10 protein-coding genes are annotated in these 14224 nt (G+C 36.7%); 9 read left to right on the top strand and 1 reads right to left on the bottom strand.

Features of this window, described 5'->3' with window-relative positions; genetic code table 11:
* The first annotated feature begins 283 nt into the window (after nucleotides 1-283).
* From licT to ACEN36_RS12350, 7 genes are all read left to right on the top strand, one after another.
* Nucleotides 284-1120: a BglG family transcription antiterminator LicT gene (licT, locus tag ACEN36_RS12380; protein WP_407103117.1), complete on the top strand. Its 837-nt coding sequence runs from the start codon at nucleotides 284-286 to the stop codon at nucleotides 1118-1120.
* A 111-nt stretch (nucleotides 1121-1231) separates the two neighbouring features.
* Nucleotides 1232-3136: a beta-glucoside-specific PTS transporter subunit IIABC gene (locus tag ACEN36_RS12375; protein WP_407103116.1), complete on the top strand. Its 1905-nt coding sequence runs from the start codon at nucleotides 1232-1234 to the stop codon at nucleotides 3134-3136.
* 35 nt (nucleotides 3137-3171) lie between these two features.
* Nucleotides 3172-4602 (top strand): 6-phospho-beta-glucosidase, encoded by a 1431-nt coding sequence (locus ACEN36_RS12370; RefSeq protein WP_407103115.1) that lies wholly within the window; start codon nucleotides 3172-3174, stop codon nucleotides 4600-4602.
* Nucleotides 4603-4956: 354 nt separating this feature from the next.
* Nucleotides 4957-5490 carry a hypothetical protein gene (locus tag ACEN36_RS12365; protein WP_407103114.1) on the top strand — a complete coding sequence of 178 codons (534 nt, stop codon included), beginning with the start codon at nucleotides 4957-4959 and terminating at the stop codon, nucleotides 5488-5490.
* A 21-nt stretch (nucleotides 5491-5511) separates the two neighbouring features.
* Nucleotides 5512-6753 carry an efflux RND transporter periplasmic adaptor subunit gene (locus ACEN36_RS12360; RefSeq protein WP_407103113.1) on the top strand — a complete coding sequence of 414 codons (1242 nt, stop codon included), beginning with the start codon at nucleotides 5512-5514 and terminating at the stop codon, nucleotides 6751-6753.
* On the top strand, nucleotides 6746-7420 hold the full coding sequence (locus tag ACEN36_RS12355; RefSeq protein WP_407103112.1) for an ABC transporter ATP-binding protein: 675 nt from the start codon (nucleotides 6746-6748) through the stop codon (nucleotides 7418-7420). Before ACEN36_RS12360 ends, ACEN36_RS12355 begins: the two co-directional genes overlap by 8 nt.
* A gap of 4 nt (nucleotides 7421-7424) precedes the next feature.
* Nucleotides 7425-8630, top strand: a complete 1206-nt coding sequence (locus ACEN36_RS12350) for an ABC transporter permease (RefSeq protein ID WP_407103111.1) — start codon at nucleotides 7425-7427, stop codon at nucleotides 8628-8630.
* Between the two features lie 904 nt (nucleotides 8631-9534).
* On the opposite strand, the gene ACEN36_RS12345 is transcribed toward ACEN36_RS12350, so the two are convergent.
* Nucleotides 9535-11712, bottom strand: coding sequence for a DNA topoisomerase III (locus ACEN36_RS12345; RefSeq protein ID WP_407103110.1), 2178 nt, complete (start codon nucleotides 11710-11712; stop codon nucleotides 9535-9537).
* Nucleotides 11713-12074: 362 nt separating this feature from the next.
* On the opposite strand from ACEN36_RS12345, the gene ACEN36_RS12340 reads away from it, so the two are divergent.
* Both ACEN36_RS12340 and ACEN36_RS12335 read left to right on the top strand, forming a co-directional pair.
* Complete coding sequence (locus tag ACEN36_RS12340; protein WP_407126789.1) at nucleotides 12075-13232, top strand: AAA family ATPase; 1158 nt, start codon at nucleotides 12075-12077, stop codon at nucleotides 13230-13232.
* Nucleotides 13232-13759, top strand: a complete 528-nt coding sequence (locus tag ACEN36_RS12335) for a hypothetical protein (RefSeq protein WP_407103108.1) — start codon at nucleotides 13232-13234, stop codon at nucleotides 13757-13759. The genes ACEN36_RS12340 and ACEN36_RS12335 overlap by 1 nt, the downstream gene beginning before the upstream one ends.
* Nucleotides 13760-14224: the final 465 nt, after the last annotated feature.

Here is a 14224-nt window from a genome sequence, read left to right as displayed (position 1 = left end):
GCTTTTATTACTTTATATTTCTTATCTTCATTCATCGTTAGTATTATCCTTTTCATGATTTTATTTTATCATTTTGGGACATTTTATGCTTCGACCTACTTAGGACATTATCACGTTCGAACGATATGATAGATGCAGGAGAATAGAAGAGGTTGACATCCAAAATTGTTTATGGTGTAATATTGTTATATCAAGATTGTTACTGCTTTCGCGGGCTATACTTGATGGATTGAAAGCACTATCCTATTAGCTGGCTATTATAACCTCGTTGAGGAGAAAAAATGTGGAAGTAAAAAAAGTTATCAACAATAATATAGTTAAATCTATTGATAGTAATCAAAATGAAGTCTTGGTCATGGGGAAAGGGATCGGATTTAAAAGGAGTCTCGGTGACCCCATAGATGAAAGCGCTGTTGAGAAAGTCTATACAAGCACAAAAGACATGAATACCAACAAACTGACGAAGCTGTTAGAAAATGTGAAGTTGGAGCATTTGCAAACAGCCAATGAAATCATCAGTTTCGCAAAAGTGTCTTTGGGCAAAAAATTAAGCGAAAATATCTACCTGACATTGACCGATCATATTGACTTTGCTATTGATCGCTATCAAAATGGTTTGCCTATCAAAAATGCTTTACTATGGGAAATCAAACGATTTTATAACCATGAATTTTTAATCGGGAAAGAAGCTCTAAATATTATTCAAAATAAACTAGGTGTCTCTTTGCCAGAAGATGAAGCGGGATTCATTGCTCTTCATATCGTCAATGCAGAACTGGACATGTCACAAGTGAGCCAAGTATCTGAGATGACGAAAACGATTCAGAATATCTTTAATATCATCAAATACCATTTCAAAATAGATCTAGATGAATATTCTTTAAATTACGAACGCTTTTTGACACACTTGAAATTCTTTATACAGAGACTGTATAGTGGAATAGAACTGGAAGAAAATGAAGATGCCGGTTTTATGTTTATGCTGAAAGAAAAATACACTGAAGAATACAAGTGCGCGCTTAAAATCCGTGATTATGTCATAAAAGAATTTGGCCGTGACTTAAAAGAAGACGAAATTATTTATTTGACGATTCATATCAGAAGAATTACAAAAAACTAAATCAGGATTGTTACTGGTGAAGCAGGCTATACCTAAATGACTCTTTCATGAATGAAAGGGGAATTTGGGTATTTTTTTATTCACTAAAACAGAAGAAAAGGGGAAAAACGAATGAATTATCCAGAATTAGCGGCTACTATTTTAAAGAATGTAGGTGGCGAGAAAAACGTGTCCGGTTTAAACCATTGTGCCACGCGTTTGCGTTTTAATTTGAAAGACGATAAAATTCCTAATACAGAAACATTGAAGACTACTCCTGGCGTTATGGGAGTTGTTTCTAAAGGAGGTCAATACCAAGTCATTATTGGAAGTGACGTTGGAAGTGTATATAAAGAAATCACTAATCAAACTAGTTTATCAGGAAGCAGCGAAGGTACTGAAAAAGAAGAAGATAATCGTGGTGTAGCAGCTAAAGTTATTGATACTATTACGGGTATTTTTACGCCAATTTTGCCAGCTATCACAGCAGCTGGGATGCTAAAAGCCGTATTATCGTTATTAGTCGTTTTCAATCTCATCAGTGATGAAAGTCAATCGTATCAAATTGTTAACTTTATGGCCGATTCTGCATTTTATTTCTTGCCTATTTTACTTGCTATATCATCTGCTCAGAAGTTCAAAACAAATATGTATTTGGGAGTGATGGTTGGAGGAATCTTGCTCCATCCTAACTTTGTTGATATGGTTAATTCCTTAGAAGGAACTGGAAGCATTAGTTTGTTTGGGCTGCCTGTTTCTCCTGTAACCTATTCATCATCTGTTATTCCTATTATTTTAGCGGTTTGGTTGATGTCATATGTCGAACCAATTGCAGATCGTGTATCTCCAAAGGCTATCAAATTCTTCAGTAAACCGATGATTACGGTAGCAATCGTAGGTACTGCAGCGTTAGTCGTGCTTGGACCCATCGGATACTTGATAAGTGATGGTATCTCAGCAGGAATTACGTGGTTAGAAAGCGTTAGTCCATGGTTAGTTCCAACAATCGTTGGAGGATTGACACCTTTATTAGTTGCTACAGGGACACATTATGGACTAGTTCCAATCGGTATCAATAACCGGATGACTCTGGGTTACGATACGGTGATTTACCCAGGAATGTTAGCTTCAAATGTAGCTCAAGGGGCAGCTTCATTGGCAGTTGGTTTCAAAAGTAAAGATACAACGATCAAGCAAATGGCTTCTACAGCAGGTTTGACTGGAGTATTTGGAATTACGGAACCTGCTTTGTTCGGTGTCAACTTACGTTTTAAAACGCCATTATATGCAGCCATGATAGGTGGGGGAATTGGTGGATTATTCATGGGAATCTTTAAAGTAAGAAACTTTTCCGGTGGCTCACCTGGTCTATTAACGATTCCAAGTTATATTGGAGATGACACACTTAGTTATTTCTATATGGCTGTAATTGGTGCCTTGATTAGTATGGCAATTTCTTTTGTCGTTTCGTTTATTTTGTACAAAGACCCAGCATCAGAAGAAGATGCCTTAGTCGACGGCATTGAAAAAACAGAAGAGACAGACGAAGAAGACAACATAAAAGGTTCAACAGTTGGAGTAGATACAGCAATGATTCAGTCTCCAATCAAAGGAGAAGCAGTACCTTTATCAGAAGTAAATGACGGCATGTTTTCAGAAGAGATTTTAGGAAAAGGTGTAGCAATCAAGCCAGCCGAAGGAGTAGTAGTTTCTCCAATTTCAGGAACAGTTACGGCAACTTTTGATTCTAAACATGCTATCGGGCTCACAAGTGATAACGGTATGGAACTGTTGATCCATGTTGGAATCGATACAGTTCAATTGGCTGGAGAAGGATACGAATACTTTGTTGAAAAAGGTCAACGCGTCAATGTTGGCGACAAACTGATTGAATTTGATTTGGAAGGCATCGCTGCTAAAGGATATTCAACAATCACTCCAGTTGTCATCACAAATTCAACCGATTATGAGGATATCCTTACTGTTAGTAAATCAAGTGTCTCTCAAGGAGAACAACTAGTTAAAGTAATCAACTAATGATTAAAGCTATAACTAAAAACAGGAGGACAAAAATGGCATTTAGAAAAGATTTTTTATGGGGCGGCGCAACTGCAGCCAATCAAGCTGAAGGTGGATATAATGAAGGGGGAAGAGGGTTAGCAAACGTTGACGTGATTCCTCATGGAGAAGACCGGATGGCAGTAATGAAAGGTCATATGAAGATGTTTGATTTTGATGATGAACATTTCTATCCAGCAAAAGAAGCTGTTGACCATTATCACCGTTATAAAGAAGACATTGCTTTGTTTGCTGAAATGGGCTTCAAAACGTACCGTCTGTCAATTGCTTGGAGCAGAATTTTTCCAAAAGGAGACGAAGCGGAACCAAATGAAGAAGGATTGCAGTTTTATGAAAATCTCTTCAAAGAATGCCGCAAATATGATATTGAACCACTTGTGACTATTACACACTTTGATATTCCAATGCATTTAGTAGAAAAATATGGCGGTTGGCGTAATCGTAAAGTGGTTGGATTTTATGAAAATTTATGCAATGTGATATTTAACCGATACAAAGGGTTGGTTAAATATTGGTTGACGTTTAATGAAATCAATATGATTCTGCACTTGCCATTTATGGGTGCTGGTTTGTATTTTGAAGAAGGTGAAAATGAAGAGCAAGTTAAATACCAAGCTGCTCATCACGAGTTAGTAGCTAGCGCTCTGGCCACTAAAATTGCTCACGAAGTTGATCCAGAAAATCAAGTAGGAAGTATGCTGGCAGCAGGGAAATATTATCCATATTCATCTAAGCCGGAAGACGTCTTGGCAGCGCAACAATCTGATCATGGAAACTACTTTTTTATTGATGTACAATCCCGTGGGAAATACCCTGCGTATGCATTGAAAAAACTAGAGCGTGAAGTTATTGAGATTCAAATGGAAGATGGAGACCTTGAGCTGCTTAAAAAATATACGGTAGACTTTGTCTCATTCTCTTATTATTCTTCAAGAGTAGTATCAACAGATCCTGAAATAGCTGAAAAAACAGCAGGTAATGTGTTGCCTTCAATCAAGAACCCTTATTTAAAAGTTAGTGAATGGGGATGGCAAATTGATCCAATAGGCTTGCGTACAACAATGAACGACATCTACGACCGCTACCAAAAACCGTTGTTTATTGTAGAAAACGGGCTTGGCGCAGTGGACAACCCAGATGAAAATGGCTATGTGGAAGATGACTACCGTATCGAATACTTGGCGGCACACATCCAAGCCATGAAAGACGCTGTAGAACTGGATGGCGTAGATTTACTAGGCTACACCACTTGGGGCTGTATCGACTTTGTCAGTGCCAGTACGGGAGAAATGAAGAAAAGATATGGTTTTATCTACGTGGACCGAGACAATGAAGGAAACGGAACACTGAACCGTACGAAGAAAAAATCATTTGACTGGTATAAGAAAGTCATTGCTAGTAATGGGGAAAATCTTACTAACTAAAAAAATATGTAAAAAAGGTTTTAGTCGCTGGTTTGGACTAAAGCCTTTTTTATTGAATGTTATGATATTCATTGAAATATAGTATGTATCAGATCACTAGTGTTGGATGAAACACATTATGTATCATATAACACTAGTGATCTGAAATAGGAATTATCTAATGAATTACATTGTTATTTTATAAGCGGTTTGTTACAATTTTAATTAGTGCATGGAAGATTTTGGTTGATTTTTAAAGCAGAACATTTCCAACTATTGAAGTTAGTAAAGGAGGAAAAAATTAGAATAACCCATTACATATAATTTAAAAAGAGATCAATTCAAATTTAGAATACATAAATGGAGGAATATAAAATGAATCAAGAAATCGAACTGAATCAAAGTAAGAAGTTTCCTTGGGGAGCTGCGGCTATTTTTGCAGTAGCGTCTTTAATGGTCGGGATTTATGCGTCCGTTTCAGTGGAAGCAGAGTTAGGATTAGAATCAGATGTAACGGCTGTAGCGGGTATTTTCGGAGGAATTGCCAGTTTAGTAACTGCTTTTATTGTTGCAGGAGTGGAATATGTATTTACAAAGTTTCCAACACAGTGGATTTCTAAAGAAAAAAACGTCTATAAGTATGATATCTGGTCGGCTATTTTTTATTCTAGTGCGATTACGACAGTACTGAATATATTGGTTCAACAATTCAACTTTCAAGGGAATTTAATTGTGAGCACATTGTTTAGTGTGGCGACAACGGGGTTGTTTCTATTCTTTTATTTCTCAGGTGAGGAAAAGGAAAGCCATGTAAAAAAAGCCATGATTATTGTGCAAATAGTGTGGTTAGTATTAGGTCTTATTATTAGTATAGCTAGTTTGCTGTTTGTTGATAGCTTAGGAATTTAGTAGAAAGCAGGGTAAACCACATTGAAAAAAACAACTAAAGAAAAAGTCAATCGTTCCTTTTTACAACGCGTGGGAGATAAAAAAGGACTTTTAGCAATAGGCATCATCGGAATAATTGTAATCGTTATCTTAATTGTCCAGTTTTTCCAAAGCTCTGACACGGAGAGTGAAGCAGAACAATCTTATTCTGTCCACATTGTGAGAGAAGAGGATCCGATTTTATTTGATGGGAAAGTGCAAGCTGCGGAAGTTCAAGAAGAATTTTATGACGCTTCAAAAGGTGTGATCGCTGAAGTACTGGTAGAAAATGGACAAGAAGTAGAAGAAGGAACGGATTTATTTACCTATACAAATGAAGAAAATCAACAGTTGCTGGATGAACAAAATCGTCAGTATAGCCGCTTAGAAGAACGGTATGCTGAAGCAGAGACAGAACTTGCGAATGCAAGAAAAGCATTGAATACAGCAACTGCGAATATGGAAGAAAGCAACCGTCAAATTCAGGCTGCTGGTGAAAACAGTGAAGCAGAGATGATGATTGACCCTGAAGCTGAAGCCGCTCAAAATAAGCTGATGGAAGCTGAAGCAAGCAAAGCAGAGGCGGAAGCAACGATTGAAAGTGCAGAGATGTCGCTGAATGAATTAGCGGATCAGATGGAAGACATCACATATGAAATCGAAAAACTAAGACAAGGGGTTACCACAAAGATTCAATCCGATTTTAAAGGGGTGGTGGAACTGAATGAAGCTGATCCTGCCAGCTTGCAATTAAGCGAACAGCCTATTGTACGCCTGATGTCGCATGATTTAAAAATTGAATCGTCCGTATCAGAGTATGACTACAATAAGCTTTCAGTAGATAGTCCTGTCGATATTTATTTAATGAACTCTGACCGCCAATTAAAAGGAACGATTGCGAAAATCGATTCATTGCCAATGCAAGCGGCAGCAGAAGGAGCTACTTCTTCTCGCTATCCATTTACCGTTCTTCCGGAAGAAGCGATTCAATACGGCTTTTCTGTCCAAATCGGATACAGTGAAGGCGTGATGTATCTTCCACAAAATGCAGTAATCGAAGAGGAAGATGGCACAAAAGTTGTTTACGTCAATAAAGAGGGTATCGTAGAAAAACGAGAAGTAACAGTCTCAAAAGAAAGCAACTTTTATGTCATTGAATCGGGATTGGCAGTAGAGGAAGAAGTGTTATTAGATCCAGATACGGCTCTTGCAGATGGTGATGAAGTTATGGTGATGTATGATTAAGCTGGAGAAAATCAGAAAAGCCTATAAAGCAGATGATGAGTGGTTTCCTGTGTTGAAAAACGTCGATCTTGAAGTCCATAAAGGGGATTTTTTGGCCATTATGGGACCGTCTGGATCAGGGAAATCCACCTTGTTGAATTTGATCGGATTCATTGATCGGAATTACTTGGGCAATTATTATTTAGAAGATGAGATAGTGACTTCTAAAGCAGATAATGATTTATCTAAATTGAGAAATCAGCGAGTAGGATTCGTATTTCAGCATTTTAATTTGATCGAAACCTTGACGATTCGAGAAAATATTGAACTGCCGCTGCTTTATGACGGCTGGAATTACCGTCAAACAAAAGCAAGAGTAGCAGAATTATTGGAGAAATTGGGTATTGGAGATAAAGGAAATAAACTTCCAAAGCAATTATCCGGCGGGCAGCAGCAAAGAGCGGCTATCGCCAGAGCCATCATCAACAATCCTGATTTCATTATCGCAGATGAGCCGACAGGTGCGTTAGATACGAAAACGTCTGATGATATCATGAATGTCTTTAAGCAGTTAAATGAAGAAGAAGGTGTTACGATCATTCTGGTTACACATGATCCAGGAACCGTAAGCTTTTGCAATCGAGTAGTCCATATGCATGACGGCGTATTGACCGAAGAAGTGAGGTGAGCGTATGAATCCATCAGTTTTTTTTAAAGGTGCTTGGAACGCCTTATGGAAAAATAAAAAACGAAGCTTTTTGACGATGGTTGGTATCGTTATCGGAATCGCGGCTGTCAGTACGATTATGTCTATTGGACGCGGATTTGAAAATTACGTCATGGAATCGTTGAATCCAGACGAAGGAGAACTATTAACAGTTGATGTTCAGTTCATGGCAGAGGATATGGAATGGATGTATGAGACAAATGATCCGTTCTTTTCTGAAATGGACTTGCAGATGATTCGAAATATTCCCGGTGTTCAAGGGGCAGAAATCTATCAAGCGAGTTCTGACTATGCTTCCGTAACTACCCTGGTAGAGGGTGAAGAAACTTACTTGGATGTGGTCATGACTGAGGATAAAGGCAGACCCGTTATTGCGGGCAGACCGATCGATATGTTGGATAACGGGAATGAAAGTCGTGTAGCTGTCGTTCCATTTTCTGTTGTAGAAGATCGATTTGAGACCGAAGATGATGCCGTTGGAAGAGGGATTACATTAGGTGATCAACTTTATACGATTGTCGGAGTCTACGAAAGTGATTTGGATTCATCTGGCTTATTAGCCGGTTTTATGCCGGAAGAGATTGAACTTCCTAAAAGCAGTTACCTGCGATACCATGATGCAGACACAATTGAAGATACTGTAACAGTGACTGTCGCAAGAGGCTCACTGCCTTCAGATGTAGCAGCAGAAGCCATTGCTGTACTTGAAGAAGACGGATCTATGCGGACAATGGGAACCTATGAACATTTTGATATGTCTGCTTTAGATGATGGTATTTCAGAAGTGTTAGGAGGAATTACCCTATTTATTGCCAGTGTAGCCGGAATATCTCTGTTTATTGCAGGAATTGGTGTGATGAATATGATGTACATCTCCGTTTCGGAACGAACGAAAGAAATCGGTATTCGCCGGGCATTAGGGGCTTCTCAAAGCAGCATCCGTGCACAGTTTGTCTTAGAAGGGGTATTGATGACCAGTATTGGTGGAGTCATCGGCTACTTATTGGGTCTGTTATTTTCCTCTATCGCAGCAGCGCTATTGCCGTTTTCTATCGGAGTGGACCTGGTTACTGTTCTGATTTCATTAGGCGTTTCTTCCTTGGTTGGTCTGATTTTCAGTTATGCACCGGCTAATGCAGCCAGCAAGAAAGAGATCATTGAAATTATCTAGTAGACAAATATTTCTGTTAAACGCAAGGTGAAGAACGTTTAGACTCGCTGAGACTCGAATGGGAGAGGAAACTCTTTTATTCGAGTTTTTATTATGCTTAAGCCTAAGTTCGGTATTCAACCGGACTTGGGGTTTGGGTTTGTGTTTGTAGCAGAATAAATGGTGAAACGAATCATGGCGTGTTTCTTAATCATGTCGATATGTTTCTTCCGATGGAATGCTCTATTCAATGCGAAAGAGACGTTCGTTTGGTGAGTGAACAACGGTTATTGATCAAGTGAGTATTGAAACAGCTCTCACTTGAAGAATAAAGTGAGTTTATTCTTCAAGTGACATTAAATTAAGTTCTCACTTGACTAATAAAGTAGAGTTATTGATCAAGTGAACATTAAATTAAGGCTCACTTGATCAATAAACTAAAACAACAGTCCCGCTGGCTATATCAGGCTCATTTTTTTACTATTTCGGCAGTGTTTAAAGATAGAGTGAGGAGAAATACCCTGTTTTTTCGTGAATAAGTGATCGCCCAAAAGACCTATTAGTTATTCTTGAACCACTTGTAGCTTAAGTTATTCCCTAGACGTTGCTATAAAAAACGACCCAAAAAACTAGATTTTACTCTGATTTTTTGGGTTGCTTATAGGCCCAGCCTTGAGTCGAAAATCACATCTCATGGCTCGGCTATAAGCAACCCCCATATTCCTCCATAAATGTCTAGGACTGAGTTTTTAAAAGGTTTTGAATGAAATAGAAATGTAGTTTTTACTTACCACCGTCAAATATTGTAGAACCGTTTTTATTCTTTACACTTACCCATGTTATAGTCTTTTGCAATCGAAAAAATCCCTCTTTGAGAACAACAAGGCTGTCTCAAAGAGGGATTTTTACTATTAGCTATAGTTGCTTATTCATCAAATGTTAAACCTTTCAACGCATCAAACAATCCATTGTCTTCCGGTTCTTCTTGTTTTTGCTGCTTAATAAACTTCTGAACGGTTCGTTTATCTGCTTTACCAGATCCGGATTGTTCACGACGTTTTTTGAACGCGGATAATTTTTCGCGGTAACCACACGTACAAGTGAAAATTTGACCGTCTCCTTCGCCGCTAAGAGACATTTTTTTCTTACAGTTCGGGCAGCGTGCATTGGATTGTCTAGAGACGTTTTTGCGGTAGCCGCATTCGCGGTCTTGGCACACCAACATTTTGCCTTTTTTACCATTTACTTCCAGCATCGGTTTTCCACAGTCTGGACAAGTTTTGCTGGAAATGTTTTCGTGACGGAATTTTCCATCTGTTTGTTTGATTTCAGTCACTAATTCTTTGGTGAATTTCTTGATATCTCCTACGAATCGTTCTTTTGTCAGTTTTCCCTTAGCGATTGACTCCAGTTGTTGTTCCCATTCAGCCGTTAGTTCAGGGGACTTCAAGTCGGCAGGAACCAATTCTAAGAGCTGTTTCCCTTTTGATGTTACATGAATATTGTTGCCTTTTTTCTCGAGTAAGAAAGACTTGAACAATTTGTCGATGATATCTGCTCGAGTGGCTACTGTTCCAAGCCCACCGGTAGCTTTCAGCGTTTTAGATAAGGCTTGATCTTTTTGAGCCATGTATTGACCAGGGTTCTCCATCGCTGTCAGCAAAGTAGCTTCATTGAAGTATGCTGGAGCTTTTGTTTGTCCCGAAGTCTCGTTAATATACGAAACATTTAACGTATCGCCAACTTTAATAGAAGAAAGAGACTTACCTGAAATATCTTCTTTGGCATTTGCACCAGTGTTGACTTCTTTCCAACCTAATTTGGTGACGGTTTTGCCTTTGGCAGTAAAAGATTCTGAACCAATAGTAGCGGTCAACGTAAACTGTTCGTATTCGTGTGCAGGTAATAGGACAGCGAAGAATCGCTTCACAACCAGATTATAGATATGGCGTTCTTTAGCTGATAACTGTTGCATAGGCACGACTTGTTCTGTCGGAATAATGGCATGGTGGTCAGAAACTTTTTGATCGTTGACGTAGGAAGCTTGTGCTTTAGTCGGTTGGTTCAATAATTTTTTAGCAATCGCTTTGTATTCTCCGTGAGCACTCACTTTGATACGGTCTTTCAGAGTCGGTACGATATCTGTCGTCAAATAACGAGAATCTGTCCGTGGATAAGTCAACACTTTGTGCTGCTCATAAAGTGTTTGCATCAGGTTCAGTGTCTCTTTAGCTGAATAACCGTATGCTTGATAAGCATCTCTCTGCAGTTCCGTTAAATCGTACAAAGCAGGAGAGAACGTCTTTTTAGGTTTCTTTACCACGTTGGTCACGACAGCGTTTTTGCCATCAAGCGTGTGGACCAATTGGCTGATTTTCTGTTGATCAAATGTTTTTGTGTCTTTTGTTTTTTGATCTTGCCAGCCCAGTTTTAAGGATAAGTCTGTAGTAGCATCTGCTCCGTAAAACGTTTTTGGTTTGAACTGGTTAATCTCTTCTTCGCGTTGCGCAATGATTTGAACCACTGGTGTCTGAACTCTACCGCAATTCAATTGGGCATTGTATTTGGTCGTCAATGCACGGCTGGCGTTCAATCCGATATACCAGTCTGCTTGGGAACGAGCCACGGCAGCTTGAAAAAGCGTCTCGTAATTTTTAGCGGGCTTCAGGTTTTTAAAGCCTTCTTTGATGGCTTTATCAGTAATGGAAGATATCCACAGGCGCTTCATCGGTTTGTGGATATTGGCTTTTTCAATAATCCAACGAGCAACCAATTCTCCTTCACGACCAGCATCCGTCGCAATGATAACTTCAGATACGTCTTTACGCTTCAGTTGCGATTTGACTGCATTGAACTGGCTGCCGGAATTGCGAATGACGGTCAATTTCATATCATCAGGCAACATAGGCAAATCATTCAAATTCCAGGTTTTGTATTTTTGGTCATAGGTCTCGGGGTCAGCTAATGTCACTAGATGTCCCAGTGCCCAAGTAACAATGTATTGATCTCCTTCAAAGTAGCCTTTCCCTTTCTTGGTACTGCCAAGCACACGAGCAATATCGCGCCCCACAGACGGCTTCTCTGCTAAAACTAAACTTTTCATGTTAGAACTCCTTTGGTGGTTGTTGTTTGTTTAGTATAGCATAATCACTATGTTGATTTAGGATTCTGATTATTTTCAAAGATACAATTGTTCAATTCAAGTCACACGGGTACATTTACAAATTGTCTAAAGAAAGAATTTGTAGGTCTGTTTATTTTTAAGGGAAATATCTCAGCTAAACTAAAAAATAAATATTAAGGTAATATTATTTTGCAAATGATGTATCAATGTTTTTTAAAACGATTAATCTGTTTAAAGAGTTGAAAATAAAACAAGAAAATCTTATTTATCATTTTTTTAAACGTGTTTTTTGTTTGTAATAAAAAAACCGAGTGGTATAATATATTAAAGAGGTGGATAGCATGAAGTTACTAAAGGTAATTATAGAAGGAAATAATATATTTAAAGATGGAAGAATTGAATTTGATTTTACTGCACAAGATAAAGTTGTTCATAAAGAAAATTTAAATCATCTATTTTCTAATATCTATACTCAAAATAGCTTTGCTATTGCGGGGATTAATGCTTCTGGTAAAACAACTATTCTAAAGTATTTATCAATTATTATGGATGTTTTTTTTAGAAATAAACAATTAAATGAAGTTATAGGTAAAGATTTATTGGGAAATAATATGAAATTTATCATCTTTTATTATGATCAAGAAAATGTTTTTAAGTTAAGTTCAATAGTTGCACTTAACAATAATAACGAATATGAATTTATTGAAGAGACAATAGTAGTTAAAGAGAGTAAAAAAGTAATGTCTAAGAAAAAGCTTTATGCGTTTAATGACACAGAAGTGTTAGTTAAAAGAACGGATCTTGATCAAAAGTATTTACCTAAAGATATAAGCGTTAATATAATTCAAACAAAAAATACACCTATCTACATTGGAAGTTATTTAGATTTAACAAATTACAATTTTTATTTATCAAATTGGGATGTACCACAGGAAGTCATCAAATTTTTTGATTCAAGTATTGAGTATGTAAGAGATGCTGATAAAGGTGGAACGTTCTTAAAGTTCTATAGTCAAGAAGAAATTTTTATAAGTAATTTTATGGAATTAGAAAAGTATTTATCCTCTGGTACCATAAAAGGTATTAATGCTTTCAGCCTAATTATACCGGCTATAAAAAATGGAGGCTATGTATTAATAGACGAAATTGAAAATCATTTCAATAAAACAATTATAACAACAATATTCAATTTATTTAAAGATGAAAAAACAAATCCAAATGGTGCTACTTTAATTTTCTCGACTCATTATAGTGAACTTCTAGATGAATTTAATAGGAAAGACAATATTTACATTACATTAAAAGATCGTAATAATGAAAATCAAAATGAATTAGTAAACTATTCTAAAAAAGTACAAAGAAATGATTTGAAAAAGAGTGAAGTATATCTTTCAAATTATATTAAAGGTACCGCACCTCAATATACAGCAACAATGGATTTGAAAAATTATGTTAAAGAATTAACGAATGAAATAAATGCTGAAAACGGTGATAATTAATGGAAGAGATTATTGCTTGTATATATGAAGGAACAGCGGAAAAAGTAATAATTGAAACTTTACTAAACGCAAATAAACTAATTTTTAACACAGAAGATTTATTGAATGAAGAATTAATTAAGAGAATAAAGCCTAAACAATTTCAAACTAAATATTTAAATCAAGATTACGAAAAAAAAATAAAGATCATTCGTGTTATAGATAAAAAAAGTGAAGGATTTAAAATAGCTGCTCCGTTTGAAAAACAAATAAGTGAAATTGTATCTATTATTACGAGACCAGAAATTGAAATTCTTGTTATCATTGGAATGGGAGAATATGACAGGTATAAAAGGCAGTCGAGTAGAGGACATCAGAAACCTAGTGACTATTGTACACAAGTACTAAATATCAAAAATGTAAAAACTGAAAAATTTGTACGGCAACACTTTTCAAATGTTGAGTACCTAATAAATTGTTTAAATGAATATCATTCTAAAATTGATTTAAAACCAGGAGAAAAAGATTTTATAACTCTATTAAGATAGATAGGTTAATTGGCTAATCTAAAAAAAACAATAAGTATAGTTATACCTGAACAATTTGAGTTTTTTTGAAAGGTTCAAAATTGTTTTGTATTTCTACTTTTTTTACAGCCAGTTTTTATTGGTTTGGAAAAAGTCGAATTATAAATGCACTCGAAAATTAGAGTCAAGTTCTAAGCGCGTTTGATTTCATATATCTCATTAAAAACTAAAACTGTTAATGAGATATATGAAATCAATATTCAGTAGGAGATTATCCTAAAATGAATAAATCTAATAAGGCTTTACCCTTTTCTATAAAGAAAAGGTAGTTGAAATTGGCTTTAGATGCATAAATAATGCCTACTGAACAATTGGGCTAATTTGAAATGGAGAAAAGTTCAATAGAACTAAACAGCTTTTTTTCCGATTTTTCAGTTGTCCAAAAAAAGAGCGCAAGCGATTGCGATTAATGTTATCTACATTCAT

Origin of the sequence: Desemzia sp. FAM 23989, assembly GCF_045528345.1 — a bacterium.
Classification (GTDB): domain Bacteria; phylum Bacillota; class Bacilli; order Lactobacillales; family Carnobacteriaceae; genus Desemzia.
This window is presented reverse-complemented; position numbering and strand designations above follow the sequence as displayed.